Origin of the sequence: Photorhabdus kleinii, from assembly GCF_025384885.1 — a bacterium.
In the GTDB taxonomy this organism is placed as follows: domain Bacteria; phylum Pseudomonadota; class Gammaproteobacteria; order Enterobacterales; family Enterobacteriaceae; genus Photorhabdus; species Photorhabdus kayaii.
Map to the genome: position 1 here is coordinate 1 of NZ_JAJAFY010000035.1, position 24496 is coordinate 24496.

16 protein-coding genes, 1 other RNA gene and 1 pseudogene are annotated in these 24496 nt (G+C 45.2%); 3 read left to right on the forward strand and 15 right to left on the reverse strand.

Going from position 1 to position 24496, the window contains the following annotated elements; all coding sequences use genetic code 11:
* Positions 1 to 747: 747 nt before the first annotated feature.
* The 15 genes and pseudogenes from LG003_RS15865 to LG003_RS15930 all read right to left on the reverse strand — a co-directional run bounded on the left by LG003_RS15865 (position 748) and on the right by LG003_RS15930 (position 23024).
* Positions 748 to 882 (reverse strand): hypothetical protein, encoded by a 135-nt coding sequence (locus LG003_RS15865; RefSeq protein ID WP_262981137.1) that lies wholly within the window; start codon positions 880 to 882, stop codon positions 748 to 750.
* A 14-nt stretch (positions 883 to 896) separates the two neighbouring features.
* Positions 897 to 1193, reverse strand: coding sequence for a type II toxin-antitoxin system HicB family antitoxin (locus tag LG003_RS15870; RefSeq protein ID WP_112876736.1), 297 nt, complete (start codon positions 1191 to 1193; stop codon positions 897 to 899).
* Between the two features lie 235 nt (positions 1194 to 1428).
* A complete protein-coding gene (locus tag LG003_RS15875) occupies positions 1429 to 1575 on the reverse strand; it encodes a hypothetical protein (protein ID WP_262981138.1) in 147 nt (48 codons plus the stop codon).
* Positions 1576 to 1930: 355 nt separating this feature from the next.
* Complete coding sequence (locus tag LG003_RS15880; protein WP_118987824.1) at positions 1931 to 2227, reverse strand: barstar family protein; 297 nt, start codon at positions 2225 to 2227, stop codon at positions 1931 to 1933.
* Positions 2224 to 3135, reverse strand: a complete 912-nt coding sequence (locus tag LG003_RS15885; RefSeq protein WP_262981139.1) for a ribonuclease domain-containing protein — start codon at positions 3133 to 3135, stop codon at positions 2224 to 2226. Before LG003_RS15885 ends, LG003_RS15880 begins: the two co-directional genes overlap by 4 nt.
* A gap of 248 nt (positions 3136 to 3383) precedes the next feature.
* Positions 3384 to 3689 carry a hypothetical protein gene (locus tag LG003_RS15890; protein ID WP_262981140.1) on the reverse strand — a complete coding sequence of 102 codons (306 nt, stop codon included), beginning with the start codon at positions 3687 to 3689 and terminating at the stop codon, positions 3384 to 3386.
* Positions 3690 to 3696: 7 nt separating this feature from the next.
* Positions 3697 to 6264 (reverse strand): DUF637 domain-containing protein, encoded by a 2568-nt coding sequence (locus LG003_RS23525; RefSeq protein ID WP_390894146.1) that lies wholly within the window; start codon positions 6262 to 6264, stop codon positions 3697 to 3699.
* A 108-nt stretch (positions 6265 to 6372) separates the two neighbouring features.
* Positions 6373 to 12774: pseudogene (locus tag LG003_RS15895) on the reverse strand (two-partner secretion domain-containing protein); the annotation flags it as partial.
* A 797-nt stretch (positions 12775 to 13571) separates the two neighbouring features.
* Positions 13572 to 16448: an aminomethyl-transferring glycine dehydrogenase gene (gene gcvP, locus LG003_RS15900; RefSeq protein ID WP_262981142.1), complete on the reverse strand. Its 2877-nt coding sequence runs from the start codon at positions 16446 to 16448 to the stop codon at positions 13572 to 13574.
* A gap of 87 nt (positions 16449 to 16535) precedes the next feature.
* Complete coding sequence (gcvH, locus tag LG003_RS15905) at positions 16536 to 16928, reverse strand: glycine cleavage system protein GcvH (protein ID WP_112876739.1); 393 nt, start codon at positions 16926 to 16928, stop codon at positions 16536 to 16538.
* Positions 16929 to 17049: 121 nt separating this feature from the next.
* On the reverse strand, positions 17050 to 18144 hold the full coding sequence (gene gcvT / locus LG003_RS15910; protein WP_112876740.1) for a glycine cleavage system aminomethyltransferase GcvT: 1095 nt from the start codon (positions 18142 to 18144) through the stop codon (positions 17050 to 17052).
* 357 nt (positions 18145 to 18501) lie between these two features.
* The gene (ubiI, locus tag LG003_RS15915; RefSeq protein ID WP_112876741.1) at positions 18502 to 19734 is read right to left on the reverse strand and encodes an FAD-dependent 2-octaprenylphenol hydroxylase; all 1233 of its coding nucleotides are present in this window, start codon (positions 19732 to 19734) and stop codon (positions 18502 to 18504) included.
* A 38-nt stretch (positions 19735 to 19772) separates the two neighbouring features.
* The gene (gene ubiH, locus LG003_RS15920; RefSeq protein WP_262981143.1) at positions 19773 to 20951 is read right to left on the reverse strand and encodes a 2-octaprenyl-6-methoxyphenyl hydroxylase; all 1179 of its coding nucleotides are present in this window, start codon (positions 20949 to 20951) and stop codon (positions 19773 to 19775) included.
* 7 nt (positions 20952 to 20958) lie between these two features.
* On the reverse strand, positions 20959 to 22275 hold the full coding sequence (gene pepP, locus LG003_RS15925; RefSeq protein ID WP_262981144.1) for a Xaa-Pro aminopeptidase: 1317 nt from the start codon (positions 22273 to 22275) through the stop codon (positions 20959 to 20961).
* 173 nt (positions 22276 to 22448) lie between these two features.
* Positions 22449 to 23024 carry a YecA/YgfB family protein gene (locus tag LG003_RS15930; RefSeq protein ID WP_112894387.1) on the reverse strand — a complete coding sequence of 192 codons (576 nt, stop codon included), beginning with the start codon at positions 23022 to 23024 and terminating at the stop codon, positions 22449 to 22451.
* Positions 23025 to 23210: 186 nt separating this feature from the next.
* Between LG003_RS15930 and zapA the strand changes: the two genes are divergently transcribed.
* From zapA to LG003_RS15945, 3 genes are all read left to right on the forward strand, one after another.
* Positions 23211 to 23540: a cell division protein ZapA gene (zapA, locus tag LG003_RS15935; protein ID WP_112876745.1), complete on the forward strand. Its 330-nt coding sequence runs from the start codon at positions 23211 to 23213 to the stop codon at positions 23538 to 23540.
* Positions 23541 to 23651: 111 nt separating this feature from the next.
* A non-coding RNA gene (gene ssrS, locus LG003_RS15940) (6S RNA) lies at positions 23652 to 23838 on the forward strand.
* Positions 23839 to 23875: 37 nt separating this feature from the next.
* A complete protein-coding gene (locus LG003_RS15945) occupies positions 23876 to 24472 on the forward strand; it encodes a 5-formyltetrahydrofolate cyclo-ligase (RefSeq protein WP_262981145.1) in 597 nt (198 codons plus the stop codon).
* Positions 24473 to 24496 lie beyond the last annotated feature (24 nt).

Below are 24496 nucleotides of genomic sequence, written 5' to 3' on the forward strand. Positions count from 1 at the left end.
TTACTTACAACGTTATTATGTTACCTTTATTATACAAAACCGTGATAGCGTAAATCCGCCAGTTTAAACTGGCTTTACACTACTTTAACCCATCCAATAACATCTTTTTTACTGTTTAATTTAAACCATTCCTCTTTTTATACTGTCAATGTGATTTAACGCTAAAATAAATTTATATCATTATTTTACCAAGTTATTTTCAGCGCTGTTAACGGTTAACTACCTGTTTAACTGTTATCATATTTCTGGGTTTATTAATCCATCAGACTTTTCACCATTGTTGATACAATAAAGCGTTATTAAACATTAAATAAAAGTTAATTAACCTGAGTTCTGTTTAAGTCGTCACCCGCACCCGGAATAATCGCTACTGCGTCTGCCATATAATCTAACAATATTTTATGATTTAATTGAATCCGGGGCTTCAACTGGTGTGCGTGGTTTTTTGCTGCCACCCTTTCTACCTTTGATCGCTTTTACCATATTCCACCCATAAAAAACCTTGTGGAAATCGCGAGGCTGATTAAATAAAAAAACCGCAGTTAAGCGGCGTAAGAAAATTTTTTAGTGTTGATAAATTAAACTATAATAAGTTGCTTACTCTGAATTCCCAGCGTGCACTTGCTCAACGCTAATCACACCTTTACATAATGAGTGAAACTCTTTTGCGCTGATACCAGCCTGTTTAGCCATTGATTTTATAAGGTCTCTGGAAAACGGAGCGTGATGTTTATCGACCATTACCAGTCATTTCCTGCCCTCTGTTTTCCTAATCCACTGCTCATGAGATGTGCCCTTTTTGGGCTTCATCTCAAAACCAAGTGCGGTAAGCCCTTTGATAACTTCCGCATATTTCAATGGCGTTAATTTTTTAAAAAACATGGCGCTGCCCTATGTCAAGCCGGTTCGCACTGTTCATTAAAAACTTTAGCCATACCGCTGTCTTCTCTATTCATGAAAATTCGAAAGGCAATCCGCCAATATTTAACCCACATTGATAATGGTGCTTTTCGACTTAGCATTTGTTTGGCGTACTGAGGCTCCGCTCTCACTTCTTCAAGATAATCTTCAATCTGGGCTTCAAGCTTATTTATTGCTTCTTCTATATTATCACCCTGCGCCGCTAAAGACAGATCTAAGCAGGCGGCTACATATACCTCACCCTGACGATAAGCCATGCAACGTAATCTCATTTTTCTTCCCCCCTGTCACCTCAGAGACTCGCCCCATATACAGACTGTATAGAATTTAGTGTAATACGTTTAGTGTTAAGCAAACCTATTTCTCAAAAAAGAAGCTCGGACTTAGATGAAGAGCGAAAAAAATGTAAGCACATTCGAAGCATTTTAAACGCAATTTCTGCCATTATGGCGTCATAATGGCACAACTTTATAGAAAATATCAAACGTGGATAATTTTTGTGATAAGCTAGCCACCTGCCGCCACTGCGGTCACGGCAATCGCTGCATTCCGTCGCGCGGTTATGCGCTCTTCCGCAGCTTTATCCCCTTTCTCTGCCGCTAATATATCTTTTTGATTATCTACCGATAACTGATACAGCATATGCTCAGTCATGTTATTACGATAGACAAGCTCCGCGCTGTTTGCCGCACTATAAGCGCCTTCCGGGGTATGGCTAATCAGGGCGCCTGATAACGCTCCGATAAATTTAGCCGTCTGGGCCTTACCTTCATTACCCGTCAGCGCTTCCTGAAGTTTATGGATTTGTCGTCACATTAACTGCCACAACTTCAGTTTTCGCAGCCACCGCTTCTGCTACAATTTTACCTACACCGATTGCACGCGCTACCCGGTGTTAGTGCTTCAACAATCCGCATCCCCGCATTATGCAATATTTCTCTGCACCTATTTTTTGAGCAACAGGCTTATTAAGCAAATTTTTAGTCGCATTAACCGCTACATAACCCAGTTACTCTAATTGATAGTCAAATTTATCAGCTAGTTTAAAATTGATGTCTTGTTCTTTAACCCGATTAAATATGGTAATAATTTTTTTAAAAGTATCGCCCAAATACTGATGAGAAGATTCAGAATTTAGCCAAACAATTGTCACTGGACGTTCAATATCACTACTTAAACGATCCCATAACGCATCAAGATTATTCCCATAATAAGGGCCAAATTCTAACTGTTCAGATAATGCTTTATGAAAATCACCCTCTGAACAGATGTCTTTTCCATCTAAAATAATTTTATGATCTCTCATTTCCACTTACCTATTGAAATAGCCGTTTCGTAATGATCAACGGTGATATATAACAAACCATCATTAGAATACAGCAATCGAGTTCCTGGTTGATTACCACGAGACATCGTATTATCCAATCCTATGTCAGCCTCACGCCATACCCGGCCAAGAGAGGGTGGTAGTAGGTTATTTGAATTCTCAAAGATATCGCCACCTAATTGACCTCCAGGTGTAGTATTATTGAGAGCCTTTCCAGGTTTCCAACCATTACCTATCGCTTGGTTCTTAGTAACATAATTTTTCGGCAACTGACCTGTAGTTTTCAGACTCTCCACTACTTCATTTGCAGCTTGAGTTGTTTTCAGATCCATCTTAAGGCCAGCGTAATTAGCAGCATTATGAGCTGCATTATTCATGCTTTTAGTAGTGCTCGCTACCACAATTTTCGCAGCCGCCGCTTCCGCCGCAGTTTTACCCACACCTATTATGTCAGCCACACCACCCGGTGTTAATGCCTCAGCGACCTGCATACCCGCATTGTGCAATCCTTCTGCCAGATTTTTCGCCCCTTCTTTGCTATTACCTAATACTTTTACCGCTCCCGCCGCCAAAACACCTGTGCCCACCGCCGCTTCCGGCGCAACCGCATCCGCAACAAAAATCCCCACGTTATTCAGGCACAGCGCCGGATTGGCTTTACAGCCTTCAAGCGCAATACGCCCTGCCGTTGCCATTTCAGCCGAGCCCGCAATCAGTATATGACCGCCATAAACCAGCGCATAGCCGCCTGCCGCCACAGCGGTGACGGCAATCGCTGCATTCCGCCGCGCAGTTATGCGCTCTTCCGCCGCTTTATCCCCTTTTTCCGCCGCCAAGATATCTTTTTGATTATCTGCCGATAACTGATACAACATGTGCTCAGTCATGTTGTTACGATAGACAAGCTCCGCGCTGTTTGCCGCACTGTAAGCGCCTTCCGGGGTATGGCTAATCAGTGCCCAGACCTCAACTCACCGTTGAAGGGCTCTGACTGGAACAACTCGGTTTTTATGTTGACAAATCAGCTGTCATAAAAATAGAAGAAGATAGCCCCGATTGGATGAACTGCCTCCCGAATGTTATATATTTGTCTAACATTCGGGGGAGGAGTTCACGGGTGATCGGGGGACAATATTTAAATTAAAATTTCACCTTCAAAAAGAACAATAATATTTGAAGCACCTAACTCTTTTTTTAATAAATTAGCCATATCTGTTATAGATATTTTTGATTCTTTATTATTCATCGCAATCCTAAATATAGATAAAGGATCTAAATTGTTTTCATTTGAAATCTCTTTTTGGATCTCATCTGGTTCTCTAACTGGATATACAATATATTCGCTAGGGAATAAACTTGAATATTTAGAAACAAACTCATTTACCTTATTTTGTAAGATTGAGGGTCCTATAGTTGTATAACATACTAAATTAATAGCCATTTCGTCCTCATTTCAGTTTAATTGGTTTGCCAAGTTTATCTATTACTATGACTTTATCAAGACCATTAATTGGGTATTTACTGAATTGATTTTTCAAATCATTTAAAGTCACTTTAGTATCTGATATATTGATGACAACATTTTTAGTTTGTCCTTCATCGACTTTACCTTTTACTTCACTCCAAATATTCCTAACACTGCTAGAGCTAGGGGCATAATTATCGAAAACTTCCCCGTTTACTTTATAATCGGGTTTTTTATCTCCTATAACTTTCGGATTTTGTTCGACATGATAGCCATTTTGAGCCAATATCTTGGCACTCTCATTTTCCCTTGTTAATGAACGTATTTGTTCTGTAGAAGCATTAGGAGATATTTTGGCTGGGTATCCTGTTAATGAACCTGCATCTTTTCCAGCTTGTGTCGTCCCCTTTCCAACATACACTTTCTCATTTTCAATTAAACTAGCTACGGCATGGGTATCAGGTTTAGCATTACTTAACAGCGGTTTTGAGGCATGACTCAATCCTTCTGCCAGATCCTTCGCACCTTCTTTGCTGTTACCTAATACTTTTACCGCTCCAGCAGCCAAAACACCCGTCCCAACAGCCGCTTCCGGCGCAACCGCATCAGCAACAAAAATCCCCACGTTATTCAGGCACAGCGCCGGATTGGCTTTACAACCTTCAAGCGCAATACGCCCTGCCGTTGCCATTTCAGCCGAACCCGCAATCAGTATATGACCGCCATAAACCAGCGCATAGCCCCCTGCCGCCACTGCGGTGACGGCAATCGCGGCATTCCGTCGCGCAATAACGCGCTCTTCCGCAGCTTTATCCCCTTTTTTTGCCGCTAATATATCTTTTTGATTATCTACCGATAACTGATACAACATGTGCTCAGTCATGTTGTTACGGTAGACAAGCTCTGCGCTGTTTGCCGCACTGTAAGCGCCTTCCGGGGTATGGCTAATCAGTGCGCCTGACAACGCCCCGATAAATTTGGCTGTCTGGGCCTTCACTTCATTACCCGTCAGCGCTTCCTGAAGTTTATGAATTTGCCGTTCTGTTTCATTTTTATACGCCGGTTCAAATAGCCGGCTTTCCATGGTGATGGCGGCTAATTCAGCCGCCAGCGCGCCCACCGCTGCCCCTTTGGCATCCCCGCCAGCGATTTCGGCAGCCAGAGCAGATACCGCGGCATGGCTAATCGCTTTACCCGGGACACCCAGAATCTGACCCTTATCACCAATCAATCCGGCTCCCTCGGCGTTAATCTGGTTACCCACATTGCTCAATAACGCCGCTTGCAGATTATCCGTAAAACTGCCGCCGTTAATAGCGGTGCCTATGGTTGAGCTCACGACGGATTGCGCCGCGACACGCTGGGCCACCTGACTCCAGTTATTGTTACTCAATAAGGGAAGCGACGATTTTATCGGGTCGACAACGCCTTTTCCCTCCACTAATTTTCCCCAGCCCATTGTGTGGTCTAATCCCCCTAAGGCGCCACCCACCGCTATTTGGGTCACGAGGGATTTGACGGCATCGCGCTTCGCTAAGGCAGCCAGTGTTTTGCTGAGATCCCCTTTATTTTCAACTAAGGCCACCGCCGCCTGAGAGGTCAGCCCTATCATACCGCCATAAGCCGCCCCATAAACCGCGCTTGCCGTGGTGCCCGTGGCGCCTGTCGCCCCCACAGCGCCGCTTCCCGCCCAGGCAGCCAGACCCGAACCCGCCGTGACCGCCGCGACAGCAATCGCAATCACCGCACCCACTACGGGGTTTAAGTTTTCGCTTTTTTTGTCCCAGCTACTGTAAGCGTCCTTAACCCGATTCCACTGGACGTCATTGCGGTCTTGAAGATTTTTCAACCATTCCGTACCGGGGGTGTTACTCAGTACCCCTAACGCGTCTTCCAGTAACTGTCCCTCTTTCACTTTCACATCCGCGTTGATGCCTTTCGCCGCCTCTACCGTCAGCGTACCGCCAACATGCACTGACGGAATTATCCATGTCTCCTCACGGTGACCTTTATCGTGCTGCGTAATAAAAAAGCCTTTTGATGTCGTGATGGTCTGCTCAAAATCAATATTTGGCATCGCCTTGAAGTTCACCTTCCCGGTCTGGCTGGTGATTTTTGCGTTTTTATCGGTTTTTATCCGACTCGCTTCTAATGTCACCTCATCTTTTGCCATCAGGTTAATATCACCACCGGCAGTAAATTCCGTGACTTTGTTGGTATTCCTGATTTGTATTTTATGCTCTGTTTTAGAACCAAATACTTTGCACGATTTTATGGGACCAAAACCTTTGCAGCTTTTCTCCGTTTCTTCCCGCCTATAGACTTCTTCCATTGCTTGCGCATAAAGAAAGCCGCCGGTTGCCGCGATATCCATCACGCCTTTGGCGATTAACTCCGTCGCCTGAAATAAAATACTGCCTTGGGAACGCATAGTTAATGCGCCACCACTATTCAGCCGGCTGGCATGTTGCGTAAAGCGCTCAATATTCCCCTCGCGGATAAATTCTTGTCGCGATTCAAAGCGAACATTTCCACCCGCGGAAAGCAGCATATCACTGCCGGATGTCAAACGGGTTCCAGATGTCAGCAGGTTGCCTGCTGCAACTAATGTGAGATTTTGAGCCGCGCTGACGTCGCCGGTGCCATAAAGATATTGTTTATCGCTATCATTAATCGGCGAATATTTCTGGGCAAAGAACACTAAATCCCGGCCGGCGTTAACCGAGATATTTCCTTTAGTCGATGTTAATTTCGCAATACCCGCGATATCTCCCCCTGCGCTGAGTTGCAGGTGATCACCGGCGGTAATTTGCGTGCCTGATTGAGATAAATCAAACCGGCGCTCTGATGCCTCCGGCGTATTGGGGCGAGAGATATCAATATCGTGGCCCGCGCTGAGCATGACTTGTTGCCCGGCATTGATACTAGCTCTCCGCAACATTAAATCATTCCCAGAAAACAGATTAATATTGCCCGCAGCGTTCAATTGACTTCGACTGGCATTCAGGTTACGACCCGCGCTTAATGTCAGATGGCGTGATTTGTCCAACTGAATACCGGAGAGATCCAGATCGTTGCCCGCTGAAATCCGCAAATGATTATCGGCCGAAATTGAGGCTAATGATTCAGCAGACCTATTCCATCCCATTTGGATGTCGCCTTCACGCACCAGCAGCTCTACATTTTTCCCCTTTAACTCGGCCTGACGGGCGGTGATATCTTTGCCCGCAATTAATGTCAGGTTGTTATTTGCCTCCAATTTAACCCGGTCAGCATCAATTTCATGACCCGCATTTAACGTTATATTGTTTGCTTTATCGAATAAAATACCCTGGAGATTCAGTTTGTTACTCGCGAACATCCGCAAATTGTTGCTGGCCGAAATACGAGAAGAATCCTCCCCGCTCATCGGCCCCCTAATGTCACCTTCACGCGCGAGAAGCTCAATATTTTCCCCTTTCAGCTCAGTTTGACGGGCGGTGATATCTTTGCCCGCACTGAGTGTCAGATTTTTCTGTGCGGCCAATTTAACCTGGCTGGCATCAATTTCATGACCCGCATTTAACGTTATCGTGTTTGATTTATCGAATAAAAGACCATAGAGATCCAGTTTGTTACTCGCGAACATCCGCAAATTGTTGCTGGCCGAAATACGAGAACCGTCCCCCCACATCTGGATGTCGCCTTCACGCGTAAGCAGTTCAACATTTTCTCCCTTCAACTCGACTTGAAAGGCATCAATATCTTTACCCGCAATCAAGGTCAGATTTCTCTTTGCCTCCAGTGTACTCTGGCCAGCATACATTCGACGCTCGGCGATGACGGACAGATCATTGCCCGCGTTGAGGTGCCCTATGTTAATAATTTCACCAGCATGCAGCAGAATATTTTTCGCCGATATGAACGCAGTTCCGTTGAATTTATCAATAAAATCAGCCACCACATTAAGACCGGCTGAGAGTTTACCGTCCATCCCGTTATTAAAGTCATGACCGGTTAAGATGAGATTTTTCTGCGCCTGAAACTGACTTTGGCTGTTATCCAGTCTGGTCGCATTGATATAAGCATTCGCCCCTGAAACAAGGTTAGCCTGACTGGCATGACTGAATGCTTTTGTACGAATAACGATATCGCCATGATTGGTTTTCAGTGTCGCTGACGTGTTGTTAATTTCAGTGCTTAAATTACCGCTCGCGTCTTTTTGCAGCCAGAGATGATTATTTGCCTGAATCAGCCCCTTATTTTGATTGTTTAAACGGTCAATAAACAACCGCATATCCCCTTCGGAGATAACCTTACCCTGGTTGTCCAATGTGTTCGCGGCAAGCGTAATATCTTTCCCTGCCTGAATCTGACTCTGTTCCGCCGTTTTAATGCCTTTACTGCTTACGGTGATATCCGTTTTGGCCTGTATATTTCCCAGCGTTATCTCGCCATCAGCGGTCAAACGGATGTCGCCTTGCGTTGCGGTCAAGTTAGTCAGATCGACAGCCTTGCCCGGCTCGGTACTCACCAGACGGATTTTATTGGCATACATTCCCCCCAATGACCCGGTATCAATCGCTCTCCAAGGGGTATAACCTTCCCCAGCAATGGGGACAAGGGTCCCGCGTTTGAAATCAATCTGGTTGGAGCCTTGTGTCAATGTCAGGTTTTTCGCCTGTAGTCTACCGTTAAGATTAGTAGTCCGGCTGATGATATCGACATCATCCTGCGCCGTCGCATCCAGTCCTTTTTCATCAAAGGTTATGGCGCCTTTTTTCACTTCTAAAGCCGCTAATGCTCCCTCTTTATCAAACACCGGTTTCCCGGTCGATAAGGTGACAGCCGGGGTATTGATAAAGCCACAGCCATGACAGGTTATGCCGTTCGGGTTAGCGATAAAGACCGAAGCTCTTTGCCCCACCACTTCCAACAGGCCCTGTAGATCTGAGGCTAAAGTCCCCACCACTTCATTAATAATCAACTCAGCCGATTTACCGTTGAAGTGCGGGTTTGCCCCAATTTGTCCCGCCAGTACGGACTGGGTAGCATCGGTAGCGTTATTTAACACCAACCCCGAAGCTCCAACATTAAACTCCCGATAACGGTTATGTGAAACCCCGCGGGAATTAGGGGCCGCAATATGGATAATAGGCAGGTTATTTCTCACGGCAATTCGCGCTTGTCTATCCGCAAGTTGAATCCCGGGTATTCCACCGGCTATTTCTGGGATATTGATTGCCAACTGGGGGGCATTGCCTAATGCGAGGTCAATCAACCCAGCAGTCACCGGGGTATATTTCCCGTCAGCTAAGTGCAACGCCGTGCTATTTTTGGCAACCGCGGTCGCCCCTTCTGCCGATAATGTCGTCTCCGTCATATTACCACCAGCAATCAAGGTTAAATTGTTGCCGGCGGTGACGTTACCAACATAAAGCGAGTTACCACTTGTCAGGCTAATATCTTTCCCAGCGGTCAGGGAAATGCCACCCAAATTTATCCCGCCACCAGCGTGAAGATCAATATTCTCATCCGCAGCCAAATGCTGATTAATACCAATCCACTCATTACTCGCCACAAAGATATTTTTTGCCCGGTTAATTAGCGTATCTGAAAGAGATATTCCGCGTTCAGACAGAATACGCAACGTATTAACCGCAGAAATAAGGGATAATGCCCGTGTGCCTTTCTGCGTGTCACTGCCGCCAGGTAAAACAGCAGTACTATAACCGTTGGAAATCAAGGTAATGTTAAGACCTGAGATATCCGTGCCACGCATCGTAAAACTGTTCTCGCCCTGTAGCAGGATATGGTTCCCGGCGTTGACATTTCCCCCATTTAAAGACAATGCTTTCGCTTTAATGGCGACATCGCCGGCGGCACGAATTCGTCCCTGATTCTGCAATGTATCGGTTGTCAATATCAGATGTTGACCGGCTTGCATATGGCTCTGTTTCGCCATTTCAATGCCTTTACCGCTCATGTTGATGTCCGTTTTGGCCTGCACATCCCCCAGAATAACCTTACCGTCGGCGGTCAAATTGATGTCGCCTTGCGTTGCCGTCAGGTTGGTGAGATTGACAACCTTACCCGGCTCGGTACTCACCAGACGAATTTTATTGGCATACATTCCCCCCAATGACCCGGTATCAATCGCTTCCCAGGGGGTATAACCTTCCCCTGTAATCGGAACAATCGTCCCGCGTTTTAAATCAATCTGGTTGGGGCCTTGTGTCAATGTCAGGTTTTTCGCCTGTAGTCTACCGTTAAGCTTAATGGTCCGGCTGATAATATCGACATTATCCTGTGCCGTCGCATCCAGCCCTTTTTCACCCAAGATGATGACGCCTTTTTTCACGGCTAAGGCTTCTAATGCCCCGTCTTTATCAAACACCGGTTTACCTGTCGATAATGTGACAGCTGGGACATTGATAAAGCCGCAACCATTACAGGTTACGCCATTCGGGTTGACAATGAAGACAGGGGCTTTTTGCCCTACCACTTCCAACAGACCTTGCAGATTTGAGGCAAAAGTCCCTATCACTTCATTAATAATCAGTTCAGCCGATTGACCGTTGAAGTTCAGATTCGCGCCAATTTGCCCCGCCAGTAGAGACTGCGTATCATGGGTCGCGTTATTCAATACCAGTCCTGATGTCCCAACATTAAACGTCTGATAATGGTTATGTGAAACACCACGGGCGTTAGGTGCCGCAATATGAATAATAGGGCGATTGTTTTTCGAGGTGATCCGGGTTTGCTTATCCGCAAGTTTAATCCCCGGTACTTCTCCTTCTATTTCGGAGAAGTTCATTGTCAGTTCAGGACTATGCCTTAACGCACTTTCAATCAGCGCAGAAGTTACCGGCGTATACTTTCCTTCAACTGAATTATACTTTCCTTCAGGTGAGTGCAATTCTGCATTGTTCTTGGCAACTGTCGTTGTCCCTTTTGCCGACAACGTCGCCTCAGTGTCAATAATGTCACCGCCAGCATTCAGGGTTAAATTATTGCCGGCAGTAATGACACTTTTCGCTATTGGGAATTGAAATTGTGGGTAAGATTGTTCGTCTTCCTCGTCACTGGCATTTTCATATTCGTAATGTTTTTCATAACTATCTCCATGTTCATTTTCATATTCATAGGGGTCCTCTGCTGTTATTTTACTAATATCAAGCGTACCGCCACTGGTCAGAGTGATATCCTTCCCTGCCGTCAAGGAAATGCTTCTTAGATCGACAATCTTTCCTGCATGGATCTCAATATTTTCATCCGCTTGCAATTGACTGAGCTGGCGCAGACGCTGATTAATTAACTCTTGTTTAGCGTCGTCATTTAATGGGCTCTGCTCATCAGTTAAATCAGCAGATACATAAATCTCAAGCTTATCATTGGTTGCCAAAAAGATATTTTTCGCCCGGTTAATCAGGGTATCGACGATATTAATAGGACCATCGGCGATAATGCGTAATATGTTATCAGCAGAAAGCGTGGTTAATGCGCTTATTCCTTCCGGGGTATAGTCGTCTCCAGAGACAACAGAAAGAGGCCCCCGGCTCGCTAGCAAGGTGACATCACGACCGGAGATATCATAGCCATTCACATCAAGATGTGACCTTCCCTCCAGCATGACATGGTTCCCGGCTTTTAAATTCCCCTGGCCTAAATAGATTGTTTCTGCGTCAACGGTTAGGTTTTGTTCTGCCATCATTGACGCACGATTCGCTAAATCTCTGGCAGTGAGAGAAATGTTTTTCCCGGTGATTAAAGCCAGATCAGTGGGTTTCTTTCCCTCTTTAAAATGTTCTTTATCAAAATTAAAACTAAATCCATCTTTAAAGACAGCCGTCAGATCCCCGCCAGCACTCAGTTTACCGATGATATTCTCCTGACTGTCTTTTATCGCCTGCGTTGAAAAATTTTTGCCTGTCAGGGTGAGATTTTGTACCGCACTTAACTCGCCAACATTATTTATCTCGTTAGCGGTAATGTTGTTATTTTTATTCGCGGTAATAATCGGGTGACTTCGTCTGGTCGGGTTTACGTTATCAAGTTTAGTCGCTTTAATGGTGACATCACCACCCGCACGGATTTGGCCTTGATTCCGCAATGTTTCGGTGGTTAATTTCAGATGTTGACCCGCTTGCACATGGCTTTGTGCCGCCGTTTCAATGGTTTTGCTGTTGATATTAATGTCCGTCCTGGCCTGAACCTCCCCCAGGATAATTTTACCCTCAGCAGTTAAACTGATAGCATCTTGGGTTGTGGTTAAGTTGGTGAGATTAACCCCAACCCCCTCTTCAGTCGCTACCAGTCGGATTTTATTGGCATACATACCGCCTAAGGCTTTGGTATCAACCGCTAATTGCGGTTTTGCCCCTTCTCCTGCGATAGGTTTAACCGTGCCGTCTTTCAAGCTGATACGGTTAGCCCCCTGAGTCATCGACAGGGTGTTAGCCTGAATTTTTCCATTCAATTCCGTTGCGCGGCTGATGATATCGACATAATCCGTCGCCTTGCCGTCCAGCCCTTTGCCACCAATGGTAATCTGGCCTTTTTTCACTTCCAGTGCTTCCAGTGCACCCTGTTTATCAAATTGAGGTTTACCGGTGGTCAAGGTTGCGTTGGCGGTATTAATAAAACCACAGCCATCACAGGTAATGCCGTTAGGGTTGGCAATCATCACATTGGCTTTATTGCCAGCAATTTCCAACTGGCCTTGCAGGTCAGAGCGGCCGCTGCCAGTGACTTCGTTAATAATCAGTGCCGCCGCTTTTCCATGCAGGTTAGGGTTCGCGTTAAGTTGTCCTGCCAGTTGTGATTGAGCCGCCTGTGTCGCGTTATTGAGTACGGCCCCCTGAGTGGCAACATTGAACTCTTGATAGGTATTGTGAGATACCCCTGCGTCATTCGGCGTGGCGATATTCACCACCGGCACATTGCCCTGATTTTGTACCTGTGTACGGTTGTTATCCGGTGTTATGCCGACAGCCATAGCCGGGTGCAATGGCTGGATTGCCGTCAGGTAAATTAAAAGATAACTCGTAACCTTGGCCATCGAGTTGTAGCGTTTATCCATCGTACTGTCCCTTTTCCTAATTTAAGTGTGACAAAGTCAGTAATGCTGACTAATAAGCGACCCCGTTATCCTCAGTCTGGCTTTGGTGATAAAATGGTCATCTTCCCACAGAGAATATTGATGATTTAATAGTGACAACATTAAACTATTCTAATTTGTAATTAATTGACCGTCTGAATAGGTAGCGCAAAATGTGATCATCATTCAATTTTTTAATCCTGATAATGGGGAATCTGTTATATTAAATGCTAGGAAATCGCGATAAGGCTGGAGATATTAAATGGCGCGGGGTATATACCCTATAGATTTCAAGATGCATCGCGGCGGCAAGGGAGCGAATCCCCGGGAGCATAGATAACGATGTGACCGGGGTGAGTGAGTGCAGCCAACAAAGAGGCAACTTGAAAGATGACGGGTATAAAAGGAAAAGAATCAATCTCGTACTACTCGCCGTGTTTCCCTTCTTCAACAGAAGAGACACTTATAGGAAAACTTAATTCATGAAATTTTTAAATATACAATAATAATAAAGTATTATATTAATAATAGTTTCAATTTTTTATTAATGAAATATCATTACCCATAAAAACTTATTTAAATAAAATATCAATAAAAACAATTTATTAAATAATAATAGCAATAATGAAAGGTACTGTTAGATTAGAAATAGAATGTAAAATTTGGAAGGAAAAGGCATTAAATATATAAAATAATTTTATATTTAAACCGACTTCGCCAATAAATATAAATAATAGCAACACCAGTTATTATACTGGTGTTGACTATTATATTGGTAATTATTGGTAATCACTGACAGGTGCACAAGAGCAGTGCAAATTACGATCACCGTAAACATCATCGAGACGTTTAACCGCAGGCCAATATTTATTGGCTTTGGTTTCTAAGGTTGGGAAAACCGCGGTTTCACGGCTGTAACTATGGCTCCAGTCAGAAACCAGTTCAGCTTGTACGTGAGGCGCATTGACCAACGGGTTATCTTCTAATGACCACTCACCTTGCGCCACTTTGCCAATTTCAGCACGAATTGCCAGCATAGCATCCACAAAGCGGTCAATTTCTACTTTACTTTCTGATTCTGTAGGCTCCACCATTAGTGTGCCAGCAACCGGGAATGACATAGTTGGTGCATGGAAACCATAGTCAATCAAGCGTTTGGCAATATCCATCTCGCTGATACCAAATGCTTCTTTCAACGGTCTAATATCCAGAATACACTCATGCGCCACATAACCGTTATGACCCGTATACAACACGTCATAATCATTCTTTAGGCGGGCAGCAATATAGTTAGCATTCAAAATCGCCGTCTGGCTTGCCTGTTTCAGCCCTTGCGAGCCCATCATACGGATATACATCCAGCTAATCGGCAGAATAGAAGCGCTACCAAATGGTGCCGCTGAGACGGCTCTCTGTTCAGTAATGGCATCCATTTGAACTACCGAGTGCCCCGGTAAGAATGGCGCCAAATGGGCTTTTACGCCAATTGGCCCCATTCCCGGGCCACCACCGCCATGTGGAATACAGAATGTTTTGTGAAGGTTGAGGTGTGAAACATCAGCGCCAATAAAACCCGGCGCGGTGATGCCAACCTGCGCGTTCATATTTGCACCATCAAGGTAAACCTGACCACCATACTGATGAATGATTTCACACACCTGACGGATAGTTTCTTCATATACGCCGTGGGTTGATGGGTAAGTCACCATGATGCAGGAAAGCTCACCACCTGATTCTTCCGCTTTTTCACGCAGATCTGCCAGATCAATGTTGCCCTCTTTATCGCAACTCACCACCACAACCGTCATACCCGCCATATGAGCAGAAGCTGGGTTAGTACCATGAGCAGAACTTGGGATTAAACAGATATGACGATGCCCTTCTCCACGACTTTCGTGGTAACGGCGAATAGCAAGCAGACCCGCATATTCACCCTGCGCACCGGAGTTTGGTTGCATACAAACGGCATCATAACCTGTCAGTTGCACCAGCCAGTGAGATAATTGGCTGATCATTTGCTGATAACCCTGTGCTTGCTCTGGCGGACAGAATGGGTGTAGTTCATTAAATTCAGGCCAAGAGATCGGTAACATTTCTGCCGCAGCATTAAGTTTCATAGTGCAAGAACCCAATGGGATCATTGCCTGATTCAGTGCCAAATCTCGGCGCTCAAGACGATGCATATAGCGCATCATATCCGTTTCGCTGTGATAACGGTTGAAATTTGCATGCAGAAGGATTTCATCACTGCGCAACATTGATGCAGGAATGGAGAGACTTTCCGTCATCAGCTCTTTATCCAGTGCTTCAACATCTAGCTTGTCATCCGTGCCTGTCAGCACAGAGAATAATTTGACCAGATCATCACGACCAGTAGCCTCACTCAATGTGATACCCACTGCGCCATAAATATCGGTACGCAAATTGATTTCAGCTTTCTCTGCCCGGGCTAATACTGCTGCTTTATCAGCAACTTCAACAGTCAGAGTATCAAACCAAGTTTTGTAACGTAGAGTAAATCCCGCTTTCTGTAACCCAACCGCCAGAATGTCAGTCAGACGATGAATACGGCTCGCAATGCGTTTCAGCCCCTTCGAACCATGATATACCGCATACATCGCCGCGATATTTGCCAACAACACCTGAGCAGTACAGATGTTGGAATTCGCTTTCTCACGACGGATATGCTGCTCACGGGTCTGCATTGCCATGCGCAGTGCCGTATTACCTGCCGCATCAAGGGAAACGCCGATAATACGTCCCGGCATAGAACGTTTGAATTCATCACGGCTGGCAAAAAATGCTGCGTGGGGACCGCCATAACCCATCGGTACCCCAAAGCGCTGGGCAGAACCAAACACAATGTCAGCTCCTTGTTTACCCGGCGCAGTTAACAGCACCAACGCCATCAAGTCAGCGGCAACACTGACAATGATTTTGCGCTGTTTCAGTTGTGTAATCAGATCAGCATAATCATGAACTTCACCTGTCGTGCCAACCTGTTGTAACAACACACCAAATACACCGTCCAGCTCCAAGACTTTTTCTGCTTTATCTACAATCACATCAAAGCCAAAGGTTTCCGCACGGGTACGAACAACGTCTAATGTTTGAGGATGGATATCATCAGCAACAAAGAAACGGTCAGCATTTTTCAGTTTGCTAGTACGTTTTGCCATTGCCATTGCTTCAGCCGCCGCGGTAGCTTCATCCAGCAAAGAAGCAGAAGCAATATCCAAACCCGTCAAATCGATCGTCACTTGTTGGAAATTCAACAGTGATTCAAGGCGACCTTGAGAAACTTCCGGTTGATAAGGTGTATAAGCGGTATACCAGCCAGGATTTTCTAATAAATTACGCAAAATAACCGGCGGAAGTACAGCAGGCACATATCCCATACCAATATAGGATTGGTAACGTTTATTTTGGCTGGCAATCGCTTTCAGTTCAGCTAGTGCTTGCTGTTCAGTTGCACCACCGCCAACATCGGGTGGCTCTGGTAACGCGATATCACGGGGAACAATTTTCTGTGTTAAATCATTAAGGGAATTTGCCCCCACTGTCGCCAGCATCTCTTTTTGCTGTTCGGCGGAAGAGCCTATATGACGGCGGATAAACTCACCCTGGTTCTCAAGTTGACTTAATGTCTGGGTCATTTGTTACTAATTCCTGAAGCTGGCCAGAAATGGCATACAAATAAAAACGCCCTGTTCATCATGTGAGACAGGGCGGCGGTAAGCATATTATTCTTCTTCGTCCAGAAGTGCCTGATATCCTTCGGCATTCAGCAAACTCGAAAGTTCACTTTCATCAGAGGCTTTAATACGGAACAGCCAGCCTTCATTATAAGGCTCACTGTTAACCAATTCAGGCGCGTCATTTAGCGCTTCATTAACGGCAATAATTTCACCACTCAGTGGCGCATAGATATCAGAAGCCGCTTTTACTGATTCAACAACCGCGCAATCATCGCCAAGATTGATTTCATTACCTACTTCTGGCAAATCAACAAAGACCATATCGCCGAGCAGCTCCTGTGCATGCTCGGTAATACCTACCGTGTATTCACCATTACCTTCTGCACGAACCCACTCATGTGATTCAGCATATCTTAACTCTGCGGGTACATTACTCATTACCATTATCTCCTTCAATCCTAGAATCTACCCCTATCAGGCTATTTTGCGCTTCTGCACCAATCATGCCTACCGGGATAAATTGCTATTTACTCATCAAGTTATTATTCGATAAAAATGACTATACGAGAGGTTTACCCGCCCGTACAAAGCTAGGTTTGACTACCTGAACCGGCATTTCACGATTGCGGATTTGGACAACCGCCTGTTCACCAATCCCCTGTGGCACACGGGCAAGGGCAATGCTGAATCCTAATGTTGGAGAGAACGTACCACTGGTAATAACGCCAGAATGTAAGGCGCCCATCTCATCAGTAAAACTAACCGCTAAACCACCGCGTAACACACCCTTTTCTCTCATCACCAAGCCAACCAATTGCTCAGTGCCCTTTTCACGCTGTTTTTCTAGCGCTTCACGGCCGATAAACTGGCGATCTTCGGGTTTCCAAGCGATTGTCCAGCCCATGTTAGCCGCAAGGGGAGAAATGGTTTCATCCATTTCCTGTCCATAGAGGTTCATACCGGCTTCAAGTCGCAACGTATCACGCGCACCTAATCCCGTGGGCTTAACGCCGACACTCAGTAATTTTTGCCAGAAATCCGCTGCTTGCGCTTTTGGTAATGCCACTTCATAACCCGCCTCACCGGTATAACCCGTTGTTGCGATAAACAGATCCCCCGCCTGGACACCAAAGAAAGGTTTAATTCCAGCAATAGTCTGTTTCTGTTCATCATTCAATAGAGACTGTACTTTTGCCTGAGCTTCAGGCCCCTGAACCGCAATTAATGCCAGATCATCACGAACCTGAATATCAACCGGGTAACTGGCTACATGTTCATTAATCCAAGCCAGATCTTTCTCACGAGTCGCAGAATTGACCACCAACCGATAAAAATCATTGCTAAGGTAATAAACAATCAGGTCATCAATTACACCACCAGAAGCATTAAGCATCCCGGTGTATAAGGCTTTACCCTTTTCTGTCAGTTTAGCAATGTCATTTGCCAACAAATAACGCAGGAAATCACGGCAACCAGTACCATGCAGATCCACAATCGTCATGTGGGAAACATCAAACATACCGGCATGAGTGCGGACAATATGATGTTCATCCATTTGTGAACCATAATGCAAAGGCATCATCCAGCCATGAAAATCTACCATACGTGCACCACAAGCCAGATGCTGGTCATACAATGGAGTTTGTTTTGCCATTATTTCCCTCTTTTCATTTCCTACATGAAAACATACCGCGTATTAACCGACAGATACTGTGAATCATGAACAAAAAGCGGCTAAAAAACGCGACGCAAACGATATCTTAAAATGAAAGTTATCACTGAAAACCCAAATGAACCATAAGTAAAAATAGGGTTCAATCCAGTGACATCAAAAAACGAGTTATAAGTATGCAGAATTTTCAACTATTAAAATGAGTCATAATACTCAAAATTAACAATTAACTTTAGAAAACACTCATTTTCTGTTACAAACCAACTGAAATATGAATAAAATCACCTATTCATATTTCAGCAAGGTATGAGAAAAAGTTATCGATAAGCAGAGGCTAAATTAGATTTTTTCAGCCGAATAGGATTTAGAAGAGAGCCAGTCCGGTAAGTCATTCAATCCCATTGCCTGACGAAGTAATTTAGGTTTAATTCCCGGTAAATTATCTGCCAGAGACAACCCGACATCCCGCAAAAGTTTTTTCGCCGGATTATTGCCATCAAATAATTGACGAAAACCTTGCATCCCGGCCAGCATCACAGCAGCACCATGTTTACGTCGGCGCTCATAGCGACGTAAATAAAAGTACTGACCAATATCTTTTCCCTGACCATGCAAACGACGCAATTCACCTATCAGCTCAGCGACATCCATAAAGCCCAAATTCACTCCCTGGCCAGCCAATGGGTGAATGGTATGAGCGGCATCTCCCAACAAGGCCAGACGATGAGCCGCAAAATTACGGGCATAACGACCGGTCAGTGGAATTGTCAGACGTTCACTCATCAGTTCACATTGACCAAGGCGCAGATCAAAATCTACCGCCAATTGCTGGTTGAAACGCTTATGATCAAATTGTTTATACTGTTCAGCAACTTCACCCGGTAGTGACCAGACGATAGAACACAAATGGGGATCGGCAAGGGGTAAAAACGCCAAAATACCATCACCATAAAAGACCTGACGGGCAACCCGGCCGTGCGGCTCTTCGGTGCGAATAGTGGCTACCAACGCATGATGTTCATAATCCCAGAATGTGAGAGGGATATCAGCATGCTGACGCAACCATGAGTGAGCGCCATCAGCACCAACAACTAAACGAGCCGTTAACATGCGACCATCGGATAAAGTCATAAAAGCTTCATTTTCACCCCAGGCAACCTGTTGCAAAGCCGCAGGCGCCAAAATGGTCACGTCAGATAAGCTGTCTGCTTTTTTCCATAATGTTTCACGGATAACCCAGTTTTCAATGATATGACCAAGATATTCCATCCCATATTCAGCCGCGCTGAACTGAATACGGCCAAAGCTATCCCGCTCCCAAACCTCCATTTCTTGATAAGGACTAGTGCGCATATCCAGAATCTGTTGCCACACACCAAGATGCTGTAACAGGCGCTCACTGGCCGCATTAATCGCAGAAACCCGCAAAGCATACTCTTCTCCAGCAATAACGGGGTGAGTAGGCGGATAGCTCTCCACCACAGCCACCCGCAAACCACTGCCTTGTAAACCACAGGCAAGCGCCAAACCAACCATACCGCCACCAGCGATAACCACATCAAATGATTGCATAATATAACGTCCTCTTATTTTGTCTGCTTTATCTGCGGTTATCTTTGGGCGACCCAACCCAGAGTCTGACGGGCCAGCATATCCCGCACAGGAGAGAATTTTTCCATTATCATCAAGCCCAAGTTACGCCCGATTTGTAATGGGAAATAACGATTGGCAAATATTCGTATCAATCCATCGGTAATATCGATGGTGTTTTCCCGATCTAAAATCCGTTGCTGTTGATAATTAGCCAAAACCTGATAAGTACCAATATCCTGACCAGCAGCAAAAGCCTCAGAAACAATCTGCGCCAGTGTCATAACATCTCGCATTCCAAGATTAAAACCCTGACCGGCAATTGGATGTAATGTTTGCGCGGCATTTCCCACCAGCGCCAATCGGTGGCTAATTTGTTGATTTGCAGTAGATAGTGTCAATGGATAACTATGACGCTGACCGGTTTCCAATATTTTCCCCAATCTCCAGCCAAATGCTCGCTGTAACTGCCTAAGAAATTGCGCATCACTCCAACCCGCTATCTCCTTTCTCCGCGCCAACTGATGGCACCATACCAGCGAGCTCCGCCCCTCAGACATTGGTAGCAAAGCCAGTGGACCATATTCCGTGAAACGCTCAAATGCACTGCCTCGCGGATGCTCTGAAGTCAGTACATTTGTAATCACGGCAACCTGTTCATAAGCGTGCCGTTGCCACTGAATATTACAGGTGTGACCAATGGCAGAATGGCTGCCATCAGCCGCTACCAGCAATTCACCTTGCAGTCGTTCTCCGCTGTCCACAGTAACAGTTACCGATGACAGAGTTCTTTCAACAGCCATAACCCTGGATGGACAATACAGCGTTACACCAGGCGCATTTTTCAGTAATCCGAACAAACCCTGCCCTGCATCATACAATTCGACAACATGACCTAGAGCGGAAATGTTATATTCTTTTGCATAAAGGTTCACAAACCCTGCATGACCACGATCACTAACATGAACGTGAGTTATCGGTATCACATAATCTTCCAGAGCAGACCAAACGCCAATCTGTTGTAAACGCTGACAAGTACCGTAAGCCAGCGCTATCGCTCTGGCATCAAAGCCGGGATGTTTCTGCTCCGGCTCTGCTGCTTCAATCAGGGACACATGAATCTGCCCCTTACTCAGGGAAGATATCGCCAGCGCAAGCGTCGCGCCGGTCATGCCTCCACCAACGATAATCACGTTCATTCTTAACTTAACCCTGTTTTGCTTTCGCCATCAGAGCTTCAATCTCATCAGCTTCTTTAACGACACTGGCTGTCAGGTTTTCATTACCTGTTTCAGTGATCAAAATGTCATCTTCAATACGGATACCGATACCCCGATATTCCAACGGCACATCTGCATCCGGCGCAATATAAATCCCCGGTTCAACCGTCAATACCATTCCCGGTTGCAGAATACGATCGCGTTCTACACCATAATCACCGACATCGTGTACATCCAATCCTAACCAGTGACCGAGGCCATGCATAAAGAACTGACGATAGGCTTTAGTTTCGATTAAATGTTCAATTTCGCCGTGCATAATGCCTAGTTTCACCAGCTCTTCCACCATAATCCGCACGACATGTTCTGTAACTTTGTTGATGCTGGTGCCTGGCTTATACAATTCCAATGAAACATTTAATGTTTTCAGTACGATATTGTAAATTTCACGCTGAGCACGAGTAAACTTGCCATTGACAGGGAAAGTCCGGGTGATATCTCCGGCATACCCCAGATATTCACAACCTGCGTCAACCAACACCAAGTCACCTTCTTTCATCCTGCTTTCATTCTCGGTGTAGTGCAGAATACAGCTATTTTCACCGCTCCCTACAATCGTGTTGTAAGCAGGATGGCGAGTCCCTTGATGAGTAAATTCGTGATGAATTTCAGCTTCCAGTTGATATTCAAACATTCCTGGGCGGCAAATTTTCATCGCTCGCATATGGGCCTGAGCACTGATTCTACCCGCCCGGCGCATAGCCTCAATTTCTGCCTTAGATTTGAATAACCGCATTTCATGTACCCAAGGGCGCCAATCAATTATCGATAAAGGCGCTGAAAGATTACGGCGACCGCCTTTTCTTAATTTATCCAGCGCATGGAAGACAATTTCATCTGCGTAGGCAAATTCGCCTCGGGCGTGATAAACCACATCCAAACCATTCAGTAACAGGTAAAGCTCTTCTTTGATATCATCAAAAGGCAAAGCGCGATCAATACCCAGTTTTTCCGGTGCTGCTTCTTGCCCAAGACGACGCCCAAACCAAATTTCCGCAGTCAAGTCACTCGCTCGATTAAAAAGAACACTATGATTATGCGTATCATCACTCTTAATTAATATCAGCACCGCTTCCGGTTCATTAAACCCCGTCAAATAAAGAAAATCGCTATGCTGACGATAGGGATATTCATTATCTGAATTTCGTGGCGCAGGCGGGGCAGAAAAAATAATCGCTGCGCTGGCCGGAGCCATTTTTGCCAGTAAAGCCTGACGGCGGGATAAATATTCTTGTTTGATCATACCCTCTCCTGCGACTTAGTTAATTATACCCGTTATCTTTCAAGTTGCCTCTTTGTTGGCGGCACTCGCTCACCCCAGTCACATCGTTACCTATGCTCCCGGGGATTCACTCCCTTGCCGCCGCGATCCATCTTGAAATCCATAGGGTATATTTTGCGCTCAATAAACACCAATTAATGCAATGTTGGTTTATCATTTTTTGCGATTAAAACGGTTTTAGGTTCAGTAAAGGCAATATAGCAAAGCTGCGCAGCCACCCGCACATATTCAAGGACCTCTTCCAGTGCCTGAGCCAACTCTTCTTGATCATCACCTTCTTCATAACCAAGCAGACCGATATTGCGCAAATCACCAATAATCTCATTGATCTCTTTTTTATCCGCGAACTTCGGTTGAGCAACACCTAATCCCAGCAAAAAATGGTTAACCCATCCAGCTAATGCATCTGCTCGTTCATATACATTATCTTCCTCATCTGGCAGCAATAAACCAAATGCAAAATTACTGTCATCCAATGATTCGAATGTGATTTCACGTAATTCACGCAATTGTTGGGCTAATGGATGGGAAAAAGCTAGCCCATCATTAGCTAAGTCATGAACTAAGACCTGCCAACTACTGTCGCGATTACCGCCGCACAGCAGGCCGCTAATCAACCCATGCATCTCCGCTGCCGTCAGTGCCACTGACTGTTGATGCAATATTTCGTCAAAAGATTGATAATCTGGTAATGAATTCTGTATAGACATGTGTATTGGTCATCGTTGACGGTGTAAGTTCATGCTATGCTACCACCAAGGGGAGTCGCTATACCAGACAACAACCTTCGCTAATTGTGAGTTGTCTGTTGGTATGGCGTTATAATGATTGGCGCCGGTTTCAATTCTATAATTCAGAATTAAAACCAGGGCGCAGCAATAAGTCAGGAAGGGGTCATGTCTGCACAACCGGTAGATATCCAGATTTTTGGGCGGTCACTACGTGTCAATTGTCCATCAGAGCAAAAAGAAGCATTGCTGGCTGCGGCTGTGGAACTTGAGCAACGTTTAGACGATTTAAAAGAGCGCACCAGAGTAACCAATACTGAACAACTGATTTTTATTGTGGCACTGAATATCTGTCACGAATTGGCACAAGAAAAAGTGAAAACCCGTGATTATGCCTATAATATGGAACAGAAAATAAAGATGCTTCAGCAGACTATAGAACAAGCATTAGTGGAACAAGGTCGCATCACTGAGAGCACAATTGCACCAACTAAATGAATTCTATTGATAAATCATGCATTAGTGAGTGAATCATTCGAGAATTAGTTGCTTTCTGTATTTAGTTTCATACAATAGGGTTCATAAAGTTGCTTAACAAGCACTGAATAAATTTCTCTGAGATGTTCGTGAACGGGGAAAGTCCCCTGAGCCGATATTTCATACATTATAGAATGTGGTGCTCCGTAGTCTGGTGTGCATGCTCGGTCCGGCCGAGAAGCCTTAAAGCTGCGACACTATGTTCACCTTGAACCAAGGGTTCAAGGGTTACTACCTGTAACGACATCTTGGAGAATCTCAACTTTAATCGCTGCTGCTATCCACTGGCAGGTTCTATGCAATCAGAGCCCCTATTACCACTCAGACAAAGCATTAGAAAGAAAATACGCCAACAACGCCGTGAACTCACCCCTGAACAACAATCTCTTTTTGCAAGACGGGCTGCTAAGCGAGCAATCAACCACCCCAAAATTCACCAAGCCAGCAAAATCGCACTATTCCTTTCGTTTGATGGTGAACTCGATACCCGTCCACTGATTAACCAACTCTGGCAACAAAATAAACAGATCTATCTGCCGGTATTGCATCCTTTCCGTCATCACCATCTGCTATTTTTAAACTATCAACCCGATACCCCACTCATCAGAAATCGCTTCAATATAGAAGAACCACCGCTGAATGTTGAGCAGGTTCTACCATTATCAGAACTGGATATCATGATGATCCCGCTGGTTGCTTTTGACCGCACAGGGCAACGGCTTGGCATGGGTGGTGGCTTTTACGATCGTACATTGAGGCAATGGCGACAAAAAAATTTCTATCCGATAGGTCTGGCGCATAACTGTCAGTTAGTCGATACACTGCCCATAGCCGAATGGGATATCCCATTACCCGAAATCATCACACCTGAAAAAATCTGGCAATGGCAGTAAAAAATGGGCGCCTTACACAAAGCA

What these genes read in the sequence shown, in the direction of transcription:
- LG003_RS15875 (WP_262981138.1), bottom strand. Translation starts at nt 1,575, where the DNA reads ATGACTGAGCATATGCTGTATCAGTTATCGGTAGATAATCAAAAAGAT.
- ubiI (WP_112876741.1), bottom strand. Translation starts at nt 19,734, where the DNA reads ATGCAATCATTTGATGTGGTTATCGCTGGTGGCGGTATGGTTGGTTTG.
- ubiH (WP_262981143.1), bottom strand. Translation starts at nt 20,951, where the DNA reads ATGAACGTGATTATCGTTGGTGGAGGCATGACCGGCGCGACGCTTGCG.
- LG003_RS15865 (WP_262981137.1), bottom strand. Translation starts at nt 882, where the DNA reads ATGTTTTTTAAAAAATTAACGCCATTGAAATATGCGGAAGTTATCAAA.
- gcvP (WP_262981142.1), bottom strand. Translation starts at nt 16,448, where the DNA reads ATGACCCAGACATTAAGTCAACTTGAGAACCAGGGTGAGTTTATCCGC.
- LG003_RS15945 (WP_262981145.1), top strand. Translation starts at nt 23,876, where the DNA reads ATGCAATCAGAGCCCCTATTACCACTCAGACAAAGCATTAGAAAGAAA.
- LG003_RS23525 (WP_390894146.1), bottom strand. Translation starts at nt 6,264, where the DNA reads ATGCTGCTTTCCGCGGGTGGAAATGTTCGCTTTGAATCGCGACAAGAA.
- zapA (WP_112876745.1), top strand. Translation starts at nt 23,211, where the DNA reads ATGTCTGCACAACCGGTAGATATCCAGATTTTTGGGCGGTCACTACGT.
- LG003_RS15870 (WP_112876736.1), bottom strand. Translation starts at nt 1,193, where the DNA reads ATGAGATTACGTTGCATGGCTTATCGTCAGGGTGAGGTATATGTAGCC.
- gcvT (WP_112876740.1), bottom strand. Translation starts at nt 18,144, where the DNA reads ATGGCAAAACAAACTCCATTGTATGACCAGCATCTGGCTTGTGGTGCA.
- LG003_RS15885 (WP_262981139.1), bottom strand. Translation starts at nt 3,135, where the DNA reads ATGACTGAGCACATGTTGTATCAGTTATCGGCAGATAATCAAAAAGAT.
- gcvH (WP_112876739.1), bottom strand. Translation starts at nt 16,928, where the DNA reads ATGAGTAATGTACCCGCAGAGTTAAGATATGCTGAATCACATGAGTGG.
- pepP (WP_262981144.1), bottom strand. Translation starts at nt 22,275, where the DNA reads ATGATCAAACAAGAATATTTATCCCGCCGTCAGGCTTTACTGGCAAAA.
- LG003_RS15890 (WP_262981140.1), bottom strand. Translation starts at nt 3,689, where the DNA reads ATGGCTATTAATTTAGTATGTTATACAACTATAGGACCCTCAATCTTA.
- LG003_RS15930 (WP_112894387.1), bottom strand. Translation starts at nt 23,024, where the DNA reads ATGTCTATACAGAATTCATTACCAGATTATCAATCTTTTGACGAAATA.
- LG003_RS15880 (WP_118987824.1), bottom strand. Translation starts at nt 2,227, where the DNA reads ATGAGAGATCATAAAATTATTTTAGATGGAAAAGACATCTGTTCAGAG.